The following is a 21,904-nucleotide window of genomic DNA, read 5'->3' on the forward strand; positions in this document are numbered from 1 at the left end:
ACTCCATCTGTGGCGGCACGGGAATGGCCACCTGTGATGCTGTGTTAGACAATGCGCGATGAGACGAGCCTGAACCCGCGAGTCAGGAAATAGCAAGTTTTCATTAATGATGACGCGATCCGGCCGGAACGGGCGTCAATCCCTCACGATCCGTCCGGGATCGTCCGCCTCCGCGCCGTCGGGCGGGGTGAGTGCCTCGACACTGGCCGCCGCGTCGTCCGGATCGATACCGGGTGGCGGGGCCGAGGCCAGCCGTTCCTCGCCGCGCGATACCCGGGCCGCGAGCCGGATCGCCTCGCGCATCCGCGGATAGGTGCCGCAGCGGCAGATATTGGTGATGGCCTCGTCGATCTCGTCATCGCTCGGATTGGCGTTGCCGTCGATCAGCGCGGCGACGGCCATGATGACGCCCGACTGACAATAGCCGCATTGCGGAACCATATTCTCGATCCAGGCCTGCTGGACCGGATGGTCGCGCCCGCGGGACAGCGCCTCGATCGTCGTGATGAACGCGCCTTCGGCTTCGGCGATGCTGATCTGGCAGGACCGCACGGCCCGGCCGTCGAGATTGACCGTACAGGCGCCGCATACGCCGATCCCGCAGCCATATTTGGTACCGGTGAGGTTGGACGCGTCGCGCAGCGCCCAGAGCAGCGGGGTGCGGGGGTCCATCCGGTAATGGACGGGTTGGCCGTTGACCGTCATCCGGGTCATGGCGCGGCTTTAGCGCGTTTTCAGAGAAATGTTAGGGGCTTTGTTTGTCGGAAACTTCCGTTCGGAAGTTCGCGGCACCGGGAGTCGTTTGTCAGACCTTCGCTTCGCTCGGGCGCGACACCGGCCCGCCCCTCCCGGCCTCCCACTAGGGTATACTCACTGGGAAGTCGGGAGGGGGGCGGGCCGGTGCCGCGCTCGACCGATAGGTTGATTCTGACAATAAGGAACCGAAGGCAGCGCTATTCCCGCCAGCTCGTATCGATGCGGTCGACCTGCCGAACCCAGGCATCGAATTCCGCCCGTCCCGGTTCGGCGGACGCCTGGGTCTGGGAGATGTCGCGCTGATGGACGTCGACGACTTCTTGCGGGACGGCGATCGGCTCGCCGGCCTTCATCGTCGCCACCTGGATTTCGCACGCGCGTTGAAGCGCCCAATACTGGATCACCGCGATCGGCAATGTCGGCCCGATCACCACCGGCCCATGGTTTTTGAGCATCAGTATCCGGTTGCTGCCGAGATTTTCGAGCAGGCGTTCGCCCTCTTCCTCCCGCACCGTTACGCCCTCGAAATCGTGATAGGACAGACGGCCGATGAAATTGCAGGCGTAGAAGTTCACCGGCTGCAATCCGCCTTCCATCGAACAGACCGCCATGGTGTCGGTCGTATGCGTATGGATGATGCAATGCGCGTCGTGCAGGTGGCGGTGGAACAGGCTGTGCTGGACGAAACCGGCCTTATTGACGGGATATTCACTGCCGTCGAGCTTGTTGCCGTCGATGTCGATCTTGACGAGATTGGACGCCTTCACCTCGGAGAAATGGAGGCCGTAGGGGTTGATGAGGAACGCTCCGTCTTCGTTCGGCACCTTCACCGTGATGTGGTTGAAGATCGCCTCGTGCCAGCCCATCATCGCGAAAATGCGATAGGTGGCGGCCAGCTCCTGCCGGGCCTTCCATTCCTCGTCGGTCATCTGGTCGTTGGACGGGGCGACTGTCGTGGCCATCGCGATCTCCATCAATTGAGCGGAATTCAGCGCAGTTTCGCGCAATGCGCCGGCATTGTCGAGAGCCGCAACACACGCTTTTTGCTTGAAATCCGGCGCGCCGGTTGCTAGCTGGCCATCCGGAGCGCTGCGGAACGCAAGTTCGCGGTGCAATCGTATTTATGCTATGAGATTGATATCCGCGGGCAATATTCCGCCGGCGGGACGAGATGGTTCGATTGGAGACAGACGGGTTTATGCAAGTTTCAGTTCGCGATAATAATGTCGATCAGGCGCTCCGCGCGCTCAAGAAAAAGCTGCAGCGCGAGGGTGTGTATCGCGAAATGAAGCTGCGCCGGCATTACGAGAAACCGTCCGAAAAGCGTGCGCGCGAACGCGCCGCCGCCATCCGCCGCGCCCGCAAGCTCGAGCGCAAGCGCATGGAACGCGACGGTATCTAAACCGCTTCCTGCCCATCTCGACTAAAAGAGGCTGCCTTCGGGCGGCCTTTTTTGTCAGACCTCGCCTTCGGCTCGGCGCCGCACCGGCCCGCACCCCCTCCCGGAGTCTTTTGGTCAGACTCGACCTAGCGGTCGAGCGCGGCACCGGCCCGCACCCCCTCCCGACCTCCCACTAAGGTACACTGAATGGGAGGTCGGGAGGGGGTGCGGGCCGGTGCCGCGATTTTCCGGCAGGAAAATTCTGACAAAAGAAAACTGCCGAGCTCGACCGACAGGTCGAGTCCTACAAATCGAAACCTCTACGGCGCGCTCGCCTCCGCTTCATCCCGATACCGTTCGAACCAGGCGAGGATCGCCGACGCCTTGGCCGCGCTTTGCGAGGGCCGGGCGGCAAGGCCGCCATGGCTGGCGCCGGGAACGCGGATCAGGGTGGTCGGCACGCCTTCCATGCGCAGCGCCATATAATATTGCTCCGCCTCGCTGACAGGCGTCCGTTCGTCCTCGCCGCCGACCACGACCAACGTCGGCGTTTCGACATTGCCGACGAGCGACAGCGGCGAGCGCGACCAGTAGGATTGCTGATCCTCCCAGGGCAGCGCGCCGAACCAGTATTGGGCGACGAAGACCGGGATGTCCGAAACGAGCGCCTGAGTCGTCCAGTTGATCACCGGTTTTTGTGTCGCAGCGGCCCGAAAGCGGCTGGTGTTGCCGACGATCCAGGATGTCAGCACCCCGCCGCCCGATCCACCGGTCACGAACAGCTGCTCCGGATCGACATACCCCTCCGCGATGACGCCATCCACGGCGTCCATCAGGTCGCGATAATCGTCGCCGGGATAGGCGTGGTGGATGAGGTTCGCGAACTCGGCGCCATAGGAGGTCGAGCCGCGCGGATTGACCGACAGCACCGCATAGCCGGCCGCGGCATAGAGCTGGTTGTCGGTCGAAAAATGGGGTCCGTAGGCGGCGAACGGCCCGCCATGAATTTCAAGGATCAGCGGATGGCGCTGCCCCGCGACATGGTCGGGCGGCAAGGTCAGCCAGGATTCAATCGTGCGGCCGTCCAGCGAGGAGAGCGTTTCGACGCGGCGGACCTCGCCCATCGCCTTGCGGTCGAGCAGGTTGGCGTTGAGGCGGGTCAGCCGGCGACTATCGCCGCCGCGCACGAGCACGACATCGGCCGGGCGCGTCGCCGGGCCGCCGGTGATGGCGAGGCTTCCGTCCCGCGCGACGCTGAACGCACCGCCCGAATACGGCCGGTCGAGTGTCGCGCCGGTCAACCCTTCGGCAACGGTGCGGATGGTTCCGGAGAGGGAGACCCGTGCGACCTTGGTTTCGCCGCGATCGTCATGGGAAAAATAGATGGCGCGGCTGTCGGCCGACCAGACCGGGCTGTTCGCGCTGCGATCGAGCGCTCCGGTGAGCGCGCGCCGGTTGGAACCGTCCCGGTCCATCACGTAGAGAAGCGTATTGTGATAGCCGAGCCGCCGGTCGTCGAAGCCGAGCCAGGCGATATGCCGGCCGTCGGGGGAAACGACGGGGTTCGCATCGGGCCCGTCGCGATCGGTAAGCGCGGTGATCGTGCTCGTCGCGACGTCGAGCGAATAGATCTCGCTCTCGATGGGATCGAGCTCCCAGTCTGGCGAGCGATTGCCGCTGAACAGGATCGATCGGCCGTCCGCCGTCCAGGAGAGCGGGCCGCCATGATGATAGTCGCCGAAACTGAGCTGGCGCGCCGCGCCGCCATCGGCGGGCACGACGAAGATCTGCTCGAAGCCGGGCTGGAGATAGCCGGCGCCGTCGGCGCGATAGCCGATCGCCGTCGTCACATCGAGCGGCTCCGCCCATTCGGCGCCCTCCGGCGCGTCGGGCAAGGTACCGAGCGGTTCCGATGCGCCGGGAACCAGCATCGCATAGGCGATCCGGCTCCCGTCGGGCGACCAGGCGATGCTGCCGGGCGCATTGGCCAGGCCCGTCAACCGCACGGACTCTCCGCTTTCCATCCAGCGCACGAAGAGCTGCGAGGAACCGCCCTCCGCCGAGGAAATATAGGCGAGCTTGCCGCCGTCGGGCGACCAGCGCGGATTCATATGCGAACCCGGCCCCGCGGCGATCGGCATCTGCTCGTCGGATCGCGTATCGACGAGCCAGATCGTCGGCCGGAAGCGATCGGTCATGATATCGCCGGACCGCCTGACATAGGCGACCCAGCGCCCGTCCGGGCTGATCTGCGGATCGGCGGCGATTTCGAGCGAGAAGAGATCCGCGCCCGTGAAATGCCGCTCGGGCCCGTCCGCCTGCAGCGCGAACGCCGGAACCGCAAACACCAGCCAGAAGGCCGCACAGAATCGCTTGAACATGGATATCCCCTTGCCGCTATGACGGCCGACTAAAGCATATCGCCCGCCGGGCCGCCATCCTGCGCGGAGAATGGCCGAACGATCTCGCCCTAGTCCGCTTTCCTGAACGGCGTCATTTCCCCGAGAAACTCGATCTCGCGCTCGACGGCATGGCGTTCGGCGGTGAGGAAATCGGCGACCGCGCGGCGGAAACCGGGATCGGGGAAATAATGGGCGGACCAAGTCCGCACGGGGCGGTAGCCGCGCGCCAGCTTGTGCGAACCCTGCGCGCCCGCCTCCACCCTCTGAAGCCCGCGCGCAATTGCCGCATCGATGGCCTGATAGTAGCAGAGTTCGAAATGGAGGAAGGGCACGTCGGCGAGACAGCCCCAATAGCGGCCGTACAGGGTATCCGCACCGATCAGGTTGAGCGCCCCGGCAATCGGTTCGCCGTCGCGCCGGGCCAGGATCAGCAGGGTTTGCCCGCCCATCCGCTCGCCGAGCAGCGAGAAGAAGGAGCGGGTCAGATAAGGCCGCCCCCATTTGCGCATCCCGGTGTCCTGATAGAAATCCCAGAAGATATCCCAGTGATCCTCGCTGAGGTCGGCGCCGGTGACATGCTCGATCTCCAGACCCTCGACGGCGCGGCGGCGTTCCTTGCGGATCGCCTTGCGCTTGCGCGAGGAGAGCGCGTCGAGAAAGGCGTCGAAATCGGCATAGCCGTCATTTTCCCAGTGAAACTGGCTGCCCGCGCGGATCAGCCAGCCGGCATTTTCGAACCAGACGATCTCGTCCTCCGCGATAAAAGTCGCATGGGCCGAAGAGAGATCGTTATCGCGCGTGATCGTTTCGAGCGCCGCGATCAGCGCGGGGATGCGGCCTGAATCGCGCGCCAGCAGCCGCCGCCCGGGCACCGGCGTGAACGGCACCGCGACCTGGAGCTTGGGATAATAGCGTCCGCCCGCCCGCTCCCAGGCATCGGCCCAGGCATGATCGAACACATATTCGCCCTGGCTATGGCCTTTGACATAGGCCGGCGCGACGGCGTCGAGCCTTCCGTCCGCCCCTTCGATCGACACGGGAATCGGCTGCCAGCCGGTCTCCGAGGAGACGCTGCCCGACTCTTCGAGGATCGAGAGAAAAGCGTGGCGGAGAAACGGATTGTCGTCGCCCACACAGGCATCCCACCCTGCCGCATCGAGCGATCCGACGCCATCCGCGATCCGCGCGACGATCGGCTCGGGATCGCCCTCGCTCATGGGTTTTCGTAGATGATCTGGTCGGCCCCCTTGGCGGCGCATGCCCGTTCGCCGTCGGTCCGGACGGTCCAGGTCACGACCGGAACGCCCTTTTCGCGCAGGGAATCGGCGAAGGTCGACGGCAGGTCTCTTATGTCATAGGCGAGGAAATGCGGCTCGGCGCGAAACACCGAGAGCGAACGCTGCATCGGCCCTTTGAGGCGCGCGGCGAGCGAGACTTCGTCATGCTCGGTCACGACCAGACCGCGGACGACGGACGGCGCATTCCGGGCGAACCAGCGCCCGACCTCGGGGTTGAACGACATGACCGCCGCCTCGCCGTCATAATCGGCCAGCGCGTCGGCGACCGAACGGCAGAGCTTCTTCACCTTGCGGTTCTTCGCCTTCAATTCGATCAGAACGGGCGCGCGCCCGGCGACCAGATCGAGCATCCCGGTCAGCCGCGGCACGGTTTCGTCGCTGTCCTTGAACTTGATCTTTGCGAGCTTGGCCGCCTTGCGCTCGATGACCGGCCCGGTCTTTCGCGTGAGCCGGTCGAGCTCATAGTCATGGAAAACCATCGCCACGCCATCCTTGCTGACCTGGACATCGGTTTCGATGCCATGACCTGCGGCGATCGCCGCTTCGAAGGCGGCGCGGCTGTTCTCGACGACGCCGGCCCCGTGCAGCCCGCGATGGGCGAAGGGCGCACGCGTCAGAAAGCCGAGATCAGCCATCGGACACCGCGACGATGGCATCGATCTCGACCGCGACGCCGAGCGGCAGGACCGGCACGCCGACCGCGCTGCGCGCATGGCGGCCCGGCTCGCCGAAAATTTCCTGCATCAGTTCGGACGCGCCATTGGCAACCTTGGCCTGATCGGTGAAGCGGCCGTCGGAATTGACGAATACGCCGAGCTTCACGATCCGCTCGACCCGGTCCAGATCGCCGAGCGCCGCCTTCATCTGCGCGACCAGCATCACCGCGCATGCGCGCGCCGCTTTCTGGCCATAGGCCACATCGCGATCCTCGCCGAGGCGGCCGAGCATCAGATCGCCATTATCGTCGAACGGCAGCTGGCCGGAGATATGGAGGAACCCGCCCTGCTCGACCGCCGGCACATAGGCGGCAACGGGCGCCGCGGGCTCGGGAAGCGTGAGGCCGATTTCGGTTAGCCGTGCCTCGATTTCGCCGCTCATGCCGATTCTCCTTCCGTGATCCGATCAATAATCCAGTGCTGGGCCTCGTGCCAGTCGTCGATCCGGGCATGGGCATGGTCGGCGGGCGGAACGTGCGGGGCGAGCGACGGTTCGGCGATCATGTGCAGCCGCCAGACCTGCGGCGCGGTGCGCGCGACGGATTCGTGATGAACGCCGAGATCGTCGACGAAAAAGGCTAGCGGCGGGGCATGTTCGACGAGCAGCCTCTCGACCTTGTCCCCCTTGCCGCCCTGATTGGTGTGGACCGGGAATTCGATACCGAACCGGCTGAGCTGCTTGGCGCGCGCGGTGCGGAACTCGTCCTGCAGATTGGTGAGGATGACGACCTCGGCATATTCGGAAATCGAAACCAGCGCTTCGCTTGCACCGGGTACGATCGTCTGGCGATGCATCTCGGTATCGAAAAATCCGTTGAGGAGCGGCCAGATCTCCTCGCCCTGCAAGGGCGGACTGCCGTCGCGCGGGCGCACGGCATCGATGAAATTACCGCCTTCGAGCACGAAATCGAGATCATGGGCTTCGTCGAGCCAGTCGCCGAAATGGCTGACCATGTGCAGCAGCACTTCATCGCAATCGCAGATGACGAGCGGACGGCTCATGCTTCCAATTCCCTTCGTGCGGCTACCAGATCCTCAGGTGAGGATTGAATCGCCTCCGCGCAAGCGATCAGGTCCGGCTCATAGGCCTCGAGAAACCGGATCACGGCCGCCAGCGTCGCGGGTTCGCCCAGCGCCGCGCGCAGATGACCGGCGGTCAGCCCGGTCAGCGCCAGGAGACGCTGCGCCCGATCCTCCTCGCCCAGGATCCAGGCGAGCGCGCGCAGCGCCACGGCCGCCGCATCCAGCCCGATCTCGCCATTTGTATCGTCCGCCATCATCGCCTAGACATATCCCGAACAATGGACCGGGGTGGCAAGTGGCGAAAAAGGTGCTCGTTGTCGAGGACAACGATCTCAACCGAAAACTTTTTTGCGACCTTCTGCGCGCGCACGACTTCGAACCCGAACCGTTGAGCGACGGACGCGAGGCGCTGAAGACCGCAAAGGCGAAGACGCCCGATCTCATCATCATGGATATCCAGATGCCGCATGTCAGCGGACTCGATCTGATCGGGGCGCTGAAGAAAGACGCCGGCCTCAAGGCCATTCCGATCATGGCGGTAACCGCCTATGCGGCGAAGGGCGACGAGGAACGGATTCGCGATGCGGGCGCCGAGAGCTATGTCTCGAAACCGATATCGGTGGTGAAATTTATCGAGGAAGTGCGGGCTCTGATCTAAGCAGGAACGCCGGCGCGTTGGGCGAGCAGCGATATCGCCGCCCGAGCCTATTTGATCTTGGCTTCCTTGAACTCGACATGCTTGCGCGCGACGGGATCATATTTCCGCATGACCATCTTCTCGGTGAGGTTGCGCGGATTCTTCTTCGTTACGTAGAAGAAGCCCGTACCTTCCGAGCTGACGAGTTTGATTTTCACGGTCGCCGGTTTGGCCATGACCCGAACCTTTTCAAATAATGAGCTGTGCGGGGCGCGCTGACGATCATCGAGTCATCGCTTGCCCGAAGCGCGCGCATCTGCCCGTCGGACGACCGATTGTCAAGCCGGGCAACGCGGTCCGTTGCGATTAACCTTTTGCTAACCATAAGGGCGCACAAGGGGATCGCGATACGAAGGAGCCAGGACGATGCAGCTTCACGACGACGCCCGTCTTCCGATTTGTGCCAATCTCTACACGCAGATCGAGCAGCTGGAACAGGATTGCCGCTCCATGACGCTTCCCGCGCTTCACGAGGCCATCGACGAGATTCGGACCAAGGCGGTCGCGCATCATCTGGTCGCGCTCGAGGGTATCGCCCACGCATTCGAGCGATCAATCGCCCGCAATCGCCAGGCGACGGCCTTCGGTCTCTATTTCGACCAGCTCAAGCTCGCGACCGGCTGTGCCGCAGCCGACACCGACACGGCGCGCGATGCGATGCTCGCCGCCATATCGGTACGGCTGACGGGCTGACGCCCGCTTCCGATGGACGCCTTCTTTCTACCCCTTGTCGCGGCGGCGCTCGCGGAATGGGGCGACAAGACGCAGATCGTAGCCATGCTCCTGGCCATGCGCTTCGCCAAGCCGATACCCATCCTGATCGCGATCGCCGCGGCCGCCGCGATCAATATGAGCATCGCGGCCTTTGGCGGATCGCTGCTGACTCAGATGATCGCGCCGGACGCCGCGCTGCTGTTCCTTGCGCTCGGATTCCTGTTCGCCGCGGTCGGCGCCTTCATTCCCTTTCGCGATCCGGATGCCGGGGAAGGCTGGAAAATCGGTGCTTTCGCCACGAGTTTCGCGGCGTTTCTCGCGGTCGAATTCGGCGACAAGACGCAGTTCATCACCGCCGGCTTCGGGGCGATCTCGCCGCACTGGCCCTTCGCCGCCGCCGGGGCGACGCTTGGCGTCCTGCTCGGTTGTGCGCCGGCCGTGATGCTCGGCAGCGCGTTGCGGGAAACCCTGCCGCTCCCGACAATCCGGAAGGGCATCGGTGCGCTATTCCTCCTTATTTCATCGATAATTGCGATCAATGCCTTCTCTTTGATCTAATTTATCGATCATTGAGAGTGAGAGTTTTCGGCCCGAAACATCGCGATTTTTGGGACCCGAAACGCTATAAGCGCGTTGATCGGATAACATTGTAAAACACCGAACAGGAGGCCAACCATCATGGCAGAAGCAAATCTCGCGACACCGACGGATCTCAACGACAACAAGCTGAAGGACGTCGCACAGGCGCTGAACCGGATTCTCGCAGACAGCTATGCGCTGTACCTGAAGACCAAGAATTTCCATTGGCATGTGTCGGGTCCGCATTTCCGCGACTATCACCTGATGCTCGACGAACAGGCGGCGGCGATCCTCGCCACCACCGACGATATCGCCGAGCGCGTGCGCAAGACCGGCGGTACGACGTTGCGCTCGATCGGCGACATTGCGCGTCACCAGACGATCAGCGACAATGACGAGGAATTCGTCAGCGCCGGCGACATGCTGACCGAGCTGCGCGAGGACAATCTCAAGCTCGTCGAAGCGCTGCGCGAAGCCAAGGAAGCGGCCGAGGCCGCCGGCGACAATGCGACCGACGGGTTGCTCGACGACTGGACGGATCAGGCTGAAGAACGCGCCTGGTTCCTCTTCGAAGCCGGTCGTTCGGGCTAGACCGTCGCAACCTGTCCAATGCATCGGGGCCGGCTCTTCGGAGCTGGCCCCTTTTCTTTCCGGCGCATCAACGGTTCGGAACTCTCGTCGCCTCCGCTTGTTGATCGAACATGAAAAGGGAGAAAAACATGTTACGTTGGGCGCTCATTTTTCTCGTGCTCGGTCTCGTTCTCGCGCTGTTCGGCTTCGGCGGCATAGGCGGCGCCTTTGTCGGCATCGCGAAGATCCTGTTCTATGTCGCCGTCGCGATCTTCCTGCTGTTCTTCGCCATGCACCTGATGGGCAGCCGCAGGGTCTAGCGGATATTTGTCTTGTCGCGCGCGCGACAACCCGTGCGGAACTGAAGGCGTCGGCCATCGCGCCGGCCCTTTTGGTTTTGATATTGAATGCCTCATGGTATAAAAAGAAGACCAAAGGGAGGACATCATCATGCGCGCGCTCGTTATCCTGGCATCGCTGCTGCTGCCCGCGTCGCTCGCCGCGCAAGAGGTGCGGTCGCTCGGCGACGCGACCTCGCCCCCCGCCACGCTCGACCAGATCGCCTGGCTGGCCGGCAGTTGGCAGGGCACCGGACTGGGCGGCGAAAGCCATGAAGCCTGGCTGCCGCCGATCAACGGACAGATGGCGGGCATTTTTCACCAGAGCGGCGATGGCGAGTTGCAATTCTACGAAATCCTCCAGTTCGTCGAACGCGATGGCTCGCTGGTTCTCCGCCTCAAGCATTTCAATCGCGATCTTTCCGGCTGGGAGGACAATACGGCCGAATCCGCGGTCGAGTTCCCGCTCGTCGCCATCGAGGATAATGCCGCCTATTTCTCCGGTCTGACCTACGAACGGGTCGGCGAAGAGGGGCTGCGTATCTATCTGCGCCTGCGCAGCGGGGAAGAAACACGCGTCGAGACCTTCGAACTGACGCGGATCGACTAGTCCGAACTCGCCGCCACTGGCGCATCGTCGCCGGTCATCCTTATATCATGGGCCATGCGCCGTTTTGCCCAGCTTCTCGACCGGCTTGTCTATACCCGGTCCCGCAATGCCAAACTCCGGCTGATCGCCGACTATCTCCGGTCGACGTCCGATCCCGATCGCGGCTGGGCGCTGGCCGCGCTGACCGGCTCCGTCGATATACCGGGAGTCAAACGGGCGGCGGTGAAAGCGATCGTCGACGAGCGCGTCGATCCCGTGCTGTTCCGGATGAGCCGGGACTATGTCGGCGATACGGCGGAAACCGTGTCGCTGATCTGGCCCGCCCGCGAAACGGCCGACACGGATATTGCGGACCTGAGCATCTCCGCCGTGATCGAGCGGCTGATGCGGCTCGGCCGCGCCGATGCCCCGGCTGCGCTGGCGGACATGCTCGACCGGCTCGATCCGCCGGGCCGCTATGCGCTGCTGAAACTGGCGATGGGCGGATTGCGCGTGGGCGTCTCCGCGCGGCTCGCCAAGACCGCCTTCGCCCAGGCCTTCGATCTCGACGTCGAAGCAGTGGAAGAGGTCTGGCACGGGCTGAAACCGCCCTATCCCGAACTGTTCGCCTGGGGCGATGGCGGCGAGCAGCCTTCGATCGACGATATCCCCGTGTTCCGCCCGTTCATGCTCGCCCATCCGCTAGGCGAAACGACCGTGTCGATGGACGAGTTCGCCGCCGAATGGAAATGGGACGGGATCCGCATCCAGCTCGTCCATGTCGGCGGCGAGACGCGGCTCTTCAGCCGCACCGGCGACGATATCTCACACAGCTTCCCCGATATCGCCGAGGCGTTTCGCGAAACCGGCGCGCTGGACGGCGAGCTGCTGGTGCGCGGCGAGGCGCAGGGCGGAACCGAAGGCGGCGCCGCGAGCTTCAATGCCCTGCAGCAGCGGCTGGGCCGCAAGAATGTCTCGGCCAAGATGCGGGCCGAGTTCCCCGCCTTTGTCCGGCTCTACGATATCCTGTTCGATGACGGCGAGGATCTGCGCGCCCTGCCATGGACCGCGCGGCGGGAACGGCTCGAAGCATTCGTTCCGCGCTTGCCGGATGACCGGTTCGATCTCTCTTCGATCATCGAGGCGGAGACGTTCGACGCGCTGGCCGCATTGCGCGACGGCGCGCGCGATGCGGCGATCGAGGGCGTCATGCTGAAGCGTCGCGACAGCGAATATCGGGCGGGCCGCAAGACCGGGCTCTGGTACAAATGGAAGCGCGACCCGCTGACCGCCGATTGCGTGATCATGTATGCGCAGCGCGGCTCGGGCAAGCGATCGAGCTTCTATTCCGACTATACCTTCGGCTGCTGGACGGCGGACGGCGAGCTGCATCCGGTCGGCAAGGCTTATTCGGGCTTTTCCGACGAGGAGCTCAAATGGCTCGACCGGTTCGTGCGCACCAATACGCTCAACCGTTTCGGGCCGGTGCGCGAGGTGGAAAAGACGCTCGTCGTCGAAGTGGCCTTCGATTCCGTGCATGAATCGAAGCGCCACAAATCGGGGCTCGCGATGCGCTTCCCGCGGATATCCCGCCTGCGCCGGGACAAGCCTGCACATGAAGCCGACACGATTGCGACATTGCAGGCGATGATCGACTAGGCCACAGGGTGGCGATGTCCGCCTTCTCCCTCGCCGCATTGCTGATGATCGTCTCGGGAAGCCTCCATGCGACCGTCAACGCGATGATCAAGAGCGGCGGCGACCGCTATCTCCATGCCGCACTGACCTCCTTCGCCAGCGGCGCGATCGCGTTGCCCCTGCTCTTCTTCGTGCCGCTGCCGCACGAGGCCTGGGGCTGGCTCGCCATCGCGATAGTCCTTCACCTCGTCTATTTCGTGCTGCTCGCGCGCACTCTCGATCGGGGCGAACTTTCTTCCGCCTATCCCATCTATCGCGGCAGCGCGCCCTTGCTGACGGCACTGGTCACGATCGGCCTGCTCGGCGACACGTCGACGACAAGCGCGCTGGCCGGTATCGCGCTGATCGGCGGCGGCATCCTCATGATGCTGCGGGGCCGCCATGCGAGCCGGGAGGTCGTTCTGCTGTCGTTCGCCACCGGCGCGATGACCGCCGCCTATACGGTGGTCGGTGCCGAAGGCGTGCGCGCCGTCGCCAATCCGTTGAGCTTCATCCTCTGGCTGTTCCTTCTGATGGGGATCGGTAACATGATCCTGCTCCCGCGCTTCACCACCAACCGGCTCGGCGCAGCGGCCCGGGCCTATGGCGGCAGCGCGGCGGTGGCCGGGCTTCTGTCGCTCGGTACCTTCGGACTGGCACTTTATGCGCTTTCGCTGGGCCCGACGGCGGAGCTCGCCGCATTGCGCGAAACCGGAATGATCACCGCAACCGTGATCTCGATCACCATTCTCGGGGAACGCGTGACTATGAGCCGGATAGCCGCCATGATCACGATCTTGGTCGGTGCGATCCTGATTTTGCTTTAAACCGTTCATCGCTCATAAAGAACGGTTCATCGATAGGCGTTTCGGGTCGCGCAGAAGAAAGGGAGCCGAGCAGCTCCGTATCACAGGGAGAATCCAATGAAGACCCAGCTATCCAAGATCACCCTTGCCGCCGCGCTTGCAGCGGCGTTGCCGGCAGCGGCCGGCGCCCAGACGCCGCTCCCGACCGGCGGCAGCGCCGAGGGCGAACTGACGCGCGAGAGCGAACGCGTGACGAGCAACGATTATTATCTCGACAGCTACACGGTGACCGGATCGGCGGGCGACCGGATCGCCATCGCGATGCAATCCGACGATTTCGACACGCTGCTCGAAATCGGTCGGATGGAGGACGGCGAGTTCATGCAGATGTTCGTCGACGACGACGGTGGCGACGGGCTGAATTCGCGACTGGTTTTCACCTTCCCCGAAACCGGCAGCTATGTCGTGCGCGCACGGACATTCGGCGCCGACGCGACCGGCAACTACACGATCGAGGTCAGCGAGATGGCACCGCCACCGCCGCCGCCGCCGCCGATCCGGATCCGTGCCGGCCAGACCATGGACGGTACGCTGACCATGGACAGCCCGACCTATTCGCCCGACAGCTATGGCGGACAGGATCGCCATTATGCGCTCTATGAGCTGCGCGGCCGCGAAGGCGACACGCGGACGGTAACGCTGCGATCGGGCGATTTCGACGCGTTTCTCGAAATCGGCGGGCTCACCCCGGTCGGTTTCGCCGTGGTCGAGAGTAACGACGACGGTGCCGCGGGCGAGGGCGAGGAATCGCTGGGGCTGGATTCTCGGCTCACGGTGACCTTCCGGGACAGCGGGACGCTGATGATCCGCGCGACCACTCTGGGCGGTGGGGCGACGGGCGCCTATTCGCTCAGCGTAGAATAGGACCGCCACGCCAAAATCGATGAAGCGGGGCAGCCGACTGCGGCTGCCCCGCTTTTCTTTTGTTTGCAGACGGTTGGGACTCGCGCGAAGTGATGCAAATTTGCATCACTCGAACGGGTCTACGACGCACCGAAGTCTCGGAAAACTACTGATTCCAGCCGTTTCGGCGCGGGGCGGAAAACCACTTGCTGAATCCTCGCCCGGCCGCCAAAAACGTCTGCAGAGTTTACTATTCTGTGACTTCCAAAACAGGGGCACTGACCATGTCTGCAAAATCATCCCGTTTTCTCTCGCTCGCCACGACCACGGCGTGCGGCGCGCTCGCGCTTGCGCTGGCCGCACCGGCACAGGCCATCGTTCCGAACGACAATTTCACGCCGGACGATATCATCGACGATACCGGTCTGAACGGCGTGGGGATGTTCTTCCGCAATGACGGGTTCGTCTGCTCCGGCACGCTGATCAACCCGCGCACCGTTCTCTTCGCGGCGCACTGCGTGAACGATCGCCCGGAAAGCGATTACGGCACGATCATCCGGTCGGCCTTCTCGTTCGACGACGATGCGCTTCCGGGTTTCCTCGACTGGATCAACAACGGCTTTACCTCCAATCCCGGTTTGGGCGTCTACGACATCGCCCAGATTTTCTACGATCCGCGGTCGCTGGACGATCCGGCGGCTTTCGGCTTTCTCGAGGCTGATATCGCGCTGGCCAGCCTGGCACGGCCGGTAACGAGCGAACTCGATCCGGCGACGCAGACGCTGCGGTCGACGATCCCCACCTGGGCGCTGCTCTTCTCGCCACTCCCCACCCCCGACCAGATCACCGATCAGGACGGCACCGGCTATCACGTGAACATCACGGGCTATGGCCGTTCGGGCAGCGGCACGACCGGCGCGTCTGTCGGCATCGACTGGCGCCGCCGCGCGGCCGAGAACATGCTCGGCGCGCTGACCTCGTTCGACGAACGCAATCAGTTCCTGTTCGGGAACCCGTTCGGCGATCTGCCGCAGAGCCTCTATCGTCTCGACTTCGACGACCCGAACAAGACCAACCCGTTCGACTTCAACCTCTACAAGGACGAACCGCGCGAGCGCGAAGCGACGACGGCCGGCGGCGATTCCGGCGGCCCGCTGATCCTCGATGCGGCGAACAATGATCTGTCGACAGAGGATCTGCAGATCGGCGTCCTTTCGGGCGGCAGCCGCTTCTTCGGCCCGCAGGTATTTTCGAGCTACGGCACGGAAAGCTTCTATCAGCCGCTCTATCTCTACTGGGATTATATCGTCGCGACGAACCCGTATCGCTATGTCAGCGCGGTCGCCGGCGACGGTGCCTGGGAAGATCCCAATCACTGGGTGACCGAACTCGACCCGATCTACCGGATCATCGATCCGACCGGCGCGGTCGTGAACGGCCTGCCGACTTCGCCGGGTCTCGGGCCGGAAGGCGGATCGCCCGATTTCGGCGAAGTCTGCTTCGATCCCGAGGGCGCGAATCCGGGCGATGGCTGCCAGGATCTGGAAAGCGGCGACCCCACCCCGCCAGCGCGCGAAATCGGCGGGACCCTGACGTCCGGCATCGGTCGGGTCACGACCGACGACCTGCTCGGAGCGCCCGCGGCAGCTGATCCTGCGGCTGGCGACGGCCAGGGCGAACAGGTTGCCGAGACGGTCTCGGCTCCCGCCGCCGAAGCCAGTGTCGAAATCGCCGAGCAGCAGCCTCAGGCAGCTCCCGGCGCGCGCGCCGGCATGATCATGGGCGCCGAGCATCAGGCGCACGGCAACGGCGTCGAATTCGCCATCGAAGCGCCGCACAACGGTGTCGATCTCGTCGAGAACGAGGCCCAGGGCGATGGCGCCGAAACCGCCGAAGAGCAGCCCCAGGGCATCAGCGGCGGCGAGCCTGAGTTCGCGGCGGGCCCCAATCCGGCTCCGACGCTCGACAACGGCCTTCCCGGAGCCACCGGCTTCGTTCCGGACAATATCGATGCCGACGTCGCCGGCGGGGTAAACGGCCGCTATTTCGACGTCACGTTGAGCCAGGACGGCATCACGACGTTGAGCAGCGCAGCCACGATCGACCGGCTGACGGTCACCGGCGCTGCCGGACTCGATATCGCGACGGGCGGCGATCTGACCTCGTTGATCGACATCACCCAGACGGGTGGCGGGATCAATGCCGACGGATCGCTCACCACCCTTGGCGACTATCTGCTGGTTGCCGGCATGCTCTCGGGCAACGGCACCGTGCAGACGCCCTTCCTGACGAGTGTCGCGGGCATGATCGCGCCCGGCGGCATGGGAAGCATCGGCACGCTGACCGTGGACGGCAATCTGGTCCTCGCTTCGGGTTCGACACTGCTGATCGACCTCGGCGCGGCGCCTGCTACCGATGTCCTCGCCGTGACGGGCCAGGCCGATGTCGGGGGCAATGTCGCCTTCGCAGCGGTACCCGGCACCATTTATACGAGCGACGCGGCCTACACCTTCCTGACCGCGGATGGCGGCGTCACCGGGACGTTCAACGACGGAACGCTGAGCGCCATCCTGCAGCCGATCTTCGCCTATACCGCGAACACGGTCGAGGTGCGGATCGATGTCGGCAGCTATGCCAATGTCGTCGATCCGGCATCGGCTGTGCAAACCGCCTATGCGGCGATCCTCGACGGCAACCGCAGCCGCGCCGGCGGTTTCCCCGATATCTACGGCTTCCTCGATTTCACCGATGCGGCGACGATCCAGGCGACGCTCGAGGGTCTCGCTCCGATCACGGAGACGACCCGGACGGCGATCGGCATGGCGGCGACCGAGAATATGTCGCGCTTCTACCGCGATCGCCTGCGCGCCGCGCGCTCGGGCGGGTTCCAGGGCGGCACGGTCGCCTCGATCGGCGAACCGATCCAGGTCGCCGCAGCCGGCAATCTCGGCGCGCCGTGGCAGAACCAGATCGCCATGGACAGCCATAGCGACGGGTCGATGATGGAAGATCACGGCATCGACGAGTCGATGGCGATCTATCTCGCCGGCGGCTATATCGACGGCAGCTCGCGGGCTATGCCGGCCGCGATCTCGACGGGCCGCGATCAGTTCGACGGCTATTTCCTCGCCGCCGGTATCGAGCACATGGCAAGCGAGCATGTGCTGATCGGCTATTCGCTCTCCTTCTCGGATCTGGACGCCAACGCATCGGCGGGCCAGACGGCAGACGGGCAGCTGTGGCAGGGCACGCTGTACGGCGCGTGGGAGATGTCCAACGGGCTTATCCTGTCGGGCCAGGCCAGTGCCGGCGTCTTCGACAACGAGACGCAGCGCACGGTCGCCATCGGACCGAACACGTTCAACCTGGCGCTCCAGGAAGATGCGCTGGCGGTCGCAGCCGAAGTGATGCTCGGCAAGGAATTCGGCACCGGAACGGTCCGCTTCACGCCGAACGCGGCTCTGCGCTACGGCTATCTGGGCTTCGGCAATTCGTCGGAGACCGGTGGCGGCCCGGCCATGCAGTTCCGCCGCGGCGCGACGCTGGACAGCCTCCAGGGCCGTCTGGGTGTTGACGTCACGGCCGACACGGGTTCCATCCGGCCGCGGTTCAATGCAACCTATGTGCATGACTTCGCCGACACGCCGGCCGTGTTCCTCGCCAATTTCGTGGGCGGACTCGGCGCGGCACGGGCGCCCTTCGCGCTCGGAGTGGCGCAGGACAGCGACTGGGTGGAACTCAGCGGCGGCCTCCAGATCGTTACCGACAGCATCGATATCGACTTCGCGGTGGACAGCACTCTGTGGCGCAACGACGTGCGGAACCAGACCTATCGGGCGACCGCAACGTTCCGCTTCTAGAACGCGGTTCGCTCACGCAAAAAGGGCCTCGGCAGATCGCTGCCGAGGCCCTTTTTTTGCGTTCAGCGCACCGTTCGTCCGGCGCGGAAATCGCAAACTGGTCTAGTCGTGCTTGGGCTGCAGATTGACCGCGGCATGCTTGCCGCGCCGATCCACCTCCAGTTCGAAGTCGAGCCGGTCGCCTTCGTTGAGCGTCGGCATGCCCGCGCGTTCGACCGCGCTGATATGCACGAACGCATCGGGCTGGCCGTCGTCGCGCTGGATGAAGCCGAAACCCTTCATGCTGTTGAAGAATTTGACCGTCCCGCTCGCCTTCTCGCCGGTCAGCTGGCGCTGCGGCCCGCGATCGTCGCGTTCGGGCACCGGCAGCGGTTCGCCGTCGATTACCAGATCGCTCGCAGAAACCTTGCCGTTGCGATCGACGAGATTGAAACTCAGCGGCTGGCCTTCGGCGAGGCCAGTCAGGCCGGCCTGCTCGACCGCGCTGATATGCACGAACACGTCTTCGCCGCCATCGTCACGAACGATGAAGCCGAAGCCCTTTTGCGCGTTGAAGAATTTGACGACGCCCTTGCCTTCGCCGACGATCTGCGCCGGCATCCGGTCGCCGCCGCCGCCACGGTAGCCACCGCCGCCGCCGCCGCGATTGTCAAAACCGCCCGATTCCCGGCCTCCGCCGAAACCGCTCGGTTCGTTATAGCCTTGGTAGTTTTCGTCGCCGAAACTGTCGCGCTTATCCCTTCGGCGTCCTCGCCGGTCCCTGTCGAAACTCATTTGTCCTAAAGTCTTCCCGTTCGCCCAAAGCTCAAAATCGAAGGAGCTCGCGCCGGGCGGTGCGCGCCAACTTCATGGCACGAATCTGCCGTACCGTGATTCGGTATAGCGGAAAAACGCCGCTTTCGCGAGCGATTTACGCCAGCCACGTCCCGGGATTGGGCATCGGTTCCCGGTTCAATGCGCGAATGAGAGACATGATGGCGCGGACGAGCAGCCATACGACCGCCAAAAACAGAAGCGGGATGCCCACCAGCGCCCCGATAATCGTGAATATCAGGATGATCCCGAGCACCGTCGTTCCGAGCCAGAGCAGGAAGGTCATGATCTGGTAATCATAGTGCGAGGCCTCCCAGCCTTCGCCCGGTTCGGATTTCCACACCAGCGCCAATATGAAGGCTACCAGCCCGGTTATGCCCAGGACGAGGCTCGTCAGGTAGAGAATGGCTATGATGACCGGTTTGTTCGTGTCGGATGCCGCGGCTGGGCGTCCGGCGCTCCGCTGTGCGCCGGTTTCGGACTGTCCGGCCGCCGCTTCGGGCTCCCCGGGCTTCGGACGCACCGTTTCCCGTTCATGTCGCGGCGGTTCGGATGTATTGGGCGGATCGACCTCCAGCTTGCCGCCCCGGCCGCGTTCGTCGCCCATCCTTTTCCCCTTCTTCACCGCTTTCGACCCGCCGGAGCTTGCACGTTCGCGATACGCAAGGCAATGATCGCGCCATGGAAAGCCTGCTCGCCGTTTTTACGGATCCTGGCAATATCGCCGCGCTGCTCACCCTCATCGTGCTCGAAGTGGTGCTCGGGATCGACAATCTGATCTTCATCTCGATCCTCTCGAACAAACTGCCCGAGGAACAGCGGCAAAAGGCGCGGCGGATCGGCATTTCGCTGGCGCTGATATTGAGGCTGGCCCTGCTGTCGATGATCGCCTGGATCGTCCAGGCGACACAGGTCGTGTTCGATCTCGGTATCGCCGGCACGCCCGGCGTCCACGGCGAGCCGACCTTCGAAACCGCCTTTTCCTGGCGCGACCTGATCCTGATATCGGGCGGGCTGTTCCTGCTCTGGAAGGCGACCAAGGAAATCCATCACGCGATGGATACCGAACCGTCCGGTACCATGCTCGACAAGAAGGGCAAGGCGACGATGACCTTCACGTCGGTCATCATCCAGATCCTGCTGCTCGACATGGTATTTTCGGTGGATTCGATCCTCACGGCGGTCGGCATGACCGACCAGCTGCCGATCATGATCGTCGCGGTCCTCGTCGCCATCGCGGTCATGCTGATTGCGGCCGATCCGCTGGCCGAATTCATCGACCGCAATCCGACGGTCGTGATGCTCGCCCTCTCCTTCCTGCTGATGATCGGTTTCGTGCTCATCGCGGACGGGTTCGGCGTCCATATTCCGAAGGGCTATATCTACGCCGCGATGGCGTTCGCCGCCGGGGTCGAAACGCTCAACATCATGGCGCGGCGGGCGCGGCAGAGGCGCATGGGCGAGGCGGATATGGCAGGGGAGCAGACCGCCAGCCATTGAGCGCCCGCGCCATTGCGCCTATGTGCGCTGGCATGACCGTATATTTCCACGAAGAAGATCTGCCCGCCGATGCCCTGGGCCCCGGCGCGATCGCCGTCGACACCGAAACCATGGGGCTGCATACGCCGCGCGACCGGCTGTGCGTCGTCCAGCTGTCCGACGGAGGCGATAACGAGCATCTGGTGCGTTTCGCGCCCGACAGCGACTATGCGGCGCCCAATCTGAAGGCGCTGCTGGGCGATCCCGAACGGCTGAAACTCTATCATTTCGCCCGGTTCGATCTCGCCGCGGTCGAGCATTATCTCGGCGTCACGGCCGCGCCCGTCTATTGCACGAAGATCGCCTCGCGGCTCGTCCGGACGTATACCGATCGGCACGGTCTCAAGGAACTCTGCCGCGAACTGCTGGGGGCGGAGATTTCCAAGCAGCAACAATCCTCCGACTGGGGCGCGCCGGATCTCAGCGATGCGCAGAAGGATTATGCGGCATCCGATGTGCGGTTCCTGCACCGGCTGAAGGAAAAGCTGGACGAGCGGCTGGAGCGCGAGGGACGCATGCATCTCGCCCAGGCCTGTTTCGATTTCCTGCCACACCGCGCGCGCCTCGATCTCGCCGGCTGGCCGGAGGTCGACATTTTCGCCCATGTCTGAGGCCGCCCGGAAAAGGCTGGACCGCCGGCAGCATTGGGCGGCGCCGGGCGGGCGGCACGACCGGATCGTCAAATATCTGCAGATCATCCTGCCCAGCGCGATCGGCGTCCTCGCCGCCTTTCTCGCCATGGCGCCCCTGCAGACCAACAATGAGCTGAGCTTCCTCCTGTCGCGCGACAATGTCGAAATCGCGGCCGAGCGGCTGCGCGTCGAAGCCGCGCGCTACAGCGGCGCCGACGGTGCGGGCCGCCCCTTCGAACTGAACGCTGCGTCCGCTCTTCAACGCAGTTCATCGACCCCGATCGTCGAGCTAGAGGACCTGTCGGCCCAGCTCGAGCTGGAAGACGGTCTCGCCTTCATCGTCGCCAATCGCGGGTTCTACGATCTCGAGGAGGAGATCGTCACCATCGACGGCCCGCTCGAGTTCCGGGCGGCCGACGGTTACCGGTTGCGGACGAGCAACGTGCTGGTGCAGCTCGACGAGCGCGAGATGCGCAGCGCCGGCGAGGTCGACGGCCAGATTCCGCTCGGCGCGTTCAGCGCGGACCGCATGCGGGTCGACCTGCCGACGCGCACGGTTTTTCTCGAAGGTGACGCACGCTTGCGCATCGTCCAAGGCGCGGGCAGATAGC

General features: G+C 64.1%; 25 protein-coding genes. 14 read left to right on the plus strand and 11 right to left on the minus strand.

Annotated elements, in window-relative coordinates:
• Positions 1–135: 135 nt before the first annotated feature.
• Both HFP57_RS09835 and HFP57_RS09840 read right to left on the minus strand, forming a co-directional pair.
• Positions 136–714: a (2Fe-2S)-binding protein gene (locus HFP57_RS09835; protein ID WP_176869603.1), complete on the minus strand. Its 579-nt coding sequence runs from the start codon at positions 712–714 to the stop codon at positions 136–138.
• A gap of 239 nt (positions 715–953) precedes the next feature.
• On the minus strand, positions 954–1,718 hold the full coding sequence (locus HFP57_RS09840) for a class II aldolase/adducin family protein (protein WP_176869604.1): 765 nt from the start codon (positions 1,716–1,718) through the stop codon (positions 954–956).
• A gap of 236 nt (positions 1,719–1,954) precedes the next feature.
• On the opposite strand from HFP57_RS09840, the gene rpsU reads away from it, so the two are divergent.
• Positions 1,955–2,158: a 30S ribosomal protein S21 gene (rpsU, locus tag HFP57_RS09845; protein WP_176869605.1), complete on the plus strand. Its 204-nt coding sequence runs from the start codon at positions 1,955–1,957 to the stop codon at positions 2,156–2,158.
• A 299-nt stretch (positions 2,159–2,457) separates the two neighbouring features.
• Here rpsU and HFP57_RS09850 read toward each other — a convergent pair whose 3' ends face one another.
• The 6 genes from HFP57_RS09850 to HFP57_RS09875 all read right to left on the minus strand — a co-directional run bounded on the left by HFP57_RS09850 (position 2,458) and on the right by HFP57_RS09875 (position 7,830).
• A complete protein-coding gene (locus tag HFP57_RS09850; protein WP_176869606.1) occupies positions 2,458–4,518 on the minus strand; it encodes a S9 family peptidase in 2,061 nt (686 codons plus the stop codon).
• 89 nt (positions 4,519–4,607) lie between these two features.
• Positions 4,608–5,756 (minus strand): GNAT family N-acetyltransferase, encoded by a 1,149-nt coding sequence (locus HFP57_RS09855; RefSeq protein ID WP_176869607.1) that lies wholly within the window; start codon positions 5,754–5,756, stop codon positions 4,608–4,610.
• Positions 5,753–6,472 carry a glycerophosphodiester phosphodiesterase family protein gene (locus HFP57_RS09860; RefSeq protein WP_176869608.1) on the minus strand — a complete coding sequence of 240 codons (720 nt, stop codon included), beginning with the start codon at positions 6,470–6,472 and terminating at the stop codon, positions 5,753–5,755. Before HFP57_RS09860 ends, HFP57_RS09855 begins: the two co-directional genes overlap by 4 nt.
• Positions 6,465–6,935: a RidA family protein gene (locus HFP57_RS09865; protein WP_176869609.1), complete on the minus strand. Its 471-nt coding sequence runs from the start codon at positions 6,933–6,935 to the stop codon at positions 6,465–6,467. The genes HFP57_RS09860 and HFP57_RS09865 overlap by 8 nt, the downstream gene beginning before the upstream one ends.
• Positions 6,932–7,555, minus strand: coding sequence for an HAD family hydrolase (locus HFP57_RS09870; RefSeq protein WP_176869610.1), 624 nt, complete (start codon positions 7,553–7,555; stop codon positions 6,932–6,934). Before HFP57_RS09870 ends, HFP57_RS09865 begins: the two co-directional genes overlap by 4 nt.
• Positions 7,552–7,830 carry a DUF3572 family protein gene (locus HFP57_RS09875; RefSeq protein ID WP_425500705.1) on the minus strand — a complete coding sequence of 93 codons (279 nt, stop codon included), beginning with the start codon at positions 7,828–7,830 and terminating at the stop codon, positions 7,552–7,554. Before HFP57_RS09875 ends, HFP57_RS09870 begins: the two co-directional genes overlap by 4 nt.
• A gap of 41 nt (positions 7,831–7,871) precedes the next feature.
• On the opposite strand from HFP57_RS09875, the gene HFP57_RS09880 reads away from it, so the two are divergent.
• The gene (locus HFP57_RS09880) at positions 7,872–8,234 is read left to right on the plus strand and encodes a response regulator (protein ID WP_176869612.1); all 363 of its coding nucleotides are present in this window, start codon (positions 7,872–7,874) and stop codon (positions 8,232–8,234) included.
• 47 nt (positions 8,235–8,281) lie between these two features.
• Here the strand turns inward: HFP57_RS09880 and rpmG are convergent, their stop codons facing one another.
• Positions 8,282–8,449 (minus strand): 50S ribosomal protein L33, encoded by a 168-nt coding sequence (gene rpmG, locus HFP57_RS09885; protein WP_116236689.1) that lies wholly within the window; start codon positions 8,447–8,449, stop codon positions 8,282–8,284.
• Positions 8,450–8,639: 190 nt separating this feature from the next.
• On the opposite strand from rpmG, the gene HFP57_RS09890 reads away from it, so the two are divergent.
• The 9 genes from HFP57_RS09890 (at position 8,640) to HFP57_RS09930 (ending at position 18,309) form a co-directional block, all read left to right on the plus strand.
• Entirely contained in the window at positions 8,640–8,966 is a 327-nt protein-coding gene (locus tag HFP57_RS09890; protein WP_176869613.1) for a hypothetical protein, read from the plus strand.
• A 12-nt stretch (positions 8,967–8,978) separates the two neighbouring features.
• Positions 8,979–9,545: a TMEM165/GDT1 family protein gene (locus HFP57_RS09895; RefSeq protein ID WP_176869614.1), complete on the plus strand. Its 567-nt coding sequence runs from the start codon at positions 8,979–8,981 to the stop codon at positions 9,543–9,545.
• Positions 9,546–9,665: 120 nt separating this feature from the next.
• Positions 9,666–10,157, plus strand: a complete 492-nt coding sequence (locus HFP57_RS09900; RefSeq protein WP_176869615.1) for a Dps family protein — start codon at positions 9,666–9,668, stop codon at positions 10,155–10,157.
• A 128-nt stretch (positions 10,158–10,285) separates the two neighbouring features.
• Positions 10,286–10,456 carry a DUF1328 family protein gene (locus HFP57_RS09905; protein ID WP_176869616.1) on the plus strand — a complete coding sequence of 57 codons (171 nt, stop codon included), beginning with the start codon at positions 10,286–10,288 and terminating at the stop codon, positions 10,454–10,456.
• A 130-nt stretch (positions 10,457–10,586) separates the two neighbouring features.
• Positions 10,587–11,084, plus strand: a complete 498-nt coding sequence (locus tag HFP57_RS09910; protein WP_176869617.1) for a DUF6265 family protein — start codon at positions 10,587–10,589, stop codon at positions 11,082–11,084.
• Positions 11,085–11,138: 54 nt separating this feature from the next.
• Complete coding sequence (locus HFP57_RS09915) at positions 11,139–12,722, plus strand: cisplatin damage response ATP-dependent DNA ligase (RefSeq protein ID WP_176869618.1); 1,584 nt, start codon at positions 11,139–11,141, stop codon at positions 12,720–12,722.
• A 14-nt stretch (positions 12,723–12,736) separates the two neighbouring features.
• On the plus strand, positions 12,737–13,567 hold the full coding sequence (locus HFP57_RS09920; protein ID WP_176869619.1) for a DMT family transporter: 831 nt from the start codon (positions 12,737–12,739) through the stop codon (positions 13,565–13,567).
• Between the two features lie 96 nt (positions 13,568–13,663).
• The gene (locus HFP57_RS09925) at positions 13,664–14,470 is read left to right on the plus strand and encodes a hypothetical protein (protein WP_176869620.1); all 807 of its coding nucleotides are present in this window, start codon (positions 13,664–13,666) and stop codon (positions 14,468–14,470) included.
• 263 nt (positions 14,471–14,733) lie between these two features.
• Entirely contained in the window at positions 14,734–18,309 is a 3,576-nt protein-coding gene (locus HFP57_RS09930; protein ID WP_176869621.1) for an autotransporter domain-containing protein, read from the plus strand.
• A 102-nt stretch (positions 18,310–18,411) separates the two neighbouring features.
• Here the strand turns inward: HFP57_RS09930 and HFP57_RS18155 are convergent, their stop codons facing one another.
• Entirely contained in the window at positions 18,412–19,083 is a 672-nt protein-coding gene (locus HFP57_RS18155) for a cold-shock protein (RefSeq protein ID WP_176869622.1), read from the minus strand.
• Between the two features lie 136 nt (positions 19,084–19,219).
• Positions 19,220–19,729, minus strand: coding sequence for a DUF4870 family protein (locus HFP57_RS09940; protein ID WP_176869623.1), 510 nt, complete (start codon positions 19,727–19,729; stop codon positions 19,220–19,222).
• Between the two features lie 74 nt (positions 19,730–19,803).
• Here HFP57_RS09940 and HFP57_RS09945 point away from each other — a divergent pair, with 74 nt between their 5' ends.
• Genes HFP57_RS09945 through HFP57_RS09955 form a run of 3 tightly spaced genes read left to right on the plus strand, consistent with a single transcriptional unit; the run spans position 19,804 to position 21,903 of the window.
• Complete coding sequence (locus tag HFP57_RS09945) at positions 19,804–20,622, plus strand: TerC family protein (RefSeq protein WP_176869624.1); 819 nt, start codon at positions 19,804–19,806, stop codon at positions 20,620–20,622.
• A 32-nt stretch (positions 20,623–20,654) separates the two neighbouring features.
• The gene (locus HFP57_RS09950; protein ID WP_176869625.1) at positions 20,655–21,272 is read left to right on the plus strand and encodes a ribonuclease D; all 618 of its coding nucleotides are present in this window, start codon (positions 20,655–20,657) and stop codon (positions 21,270–21,272) included.
• The gene (locus tag HFP57_RS09955) at positions 21,265–21,903 is read left to right on the plus strand and encodes an LPS export ABC transporter periplasmic protein LptC (RefSeq protein ID WP_176869626.1); all 639 of its coding nucleotides are present in this window, start codon (positions 21,265–21,267) and stop codon (positions 21,901–21,903) included. The genes HFP57_RS09950 and HFP57_RS09955 overlap by 8 nt, the downstream gene beginning before the upstream one ends.
• The last annotated feature ends 1 nt before the right edge of the window (position 21,904 follow it).

The sequence above is a fragment of the Parasphingopyxis algicola genome (assembly GCF_013378075.1).
Classification (GTDB): domain Bacteria; phylum Pseudomonadota; class Alphaproteobacteria; order Sphingomonadales; family Sphingomonadaceae; genus Parasphingopyxis; species Parasphingopyxis algicola.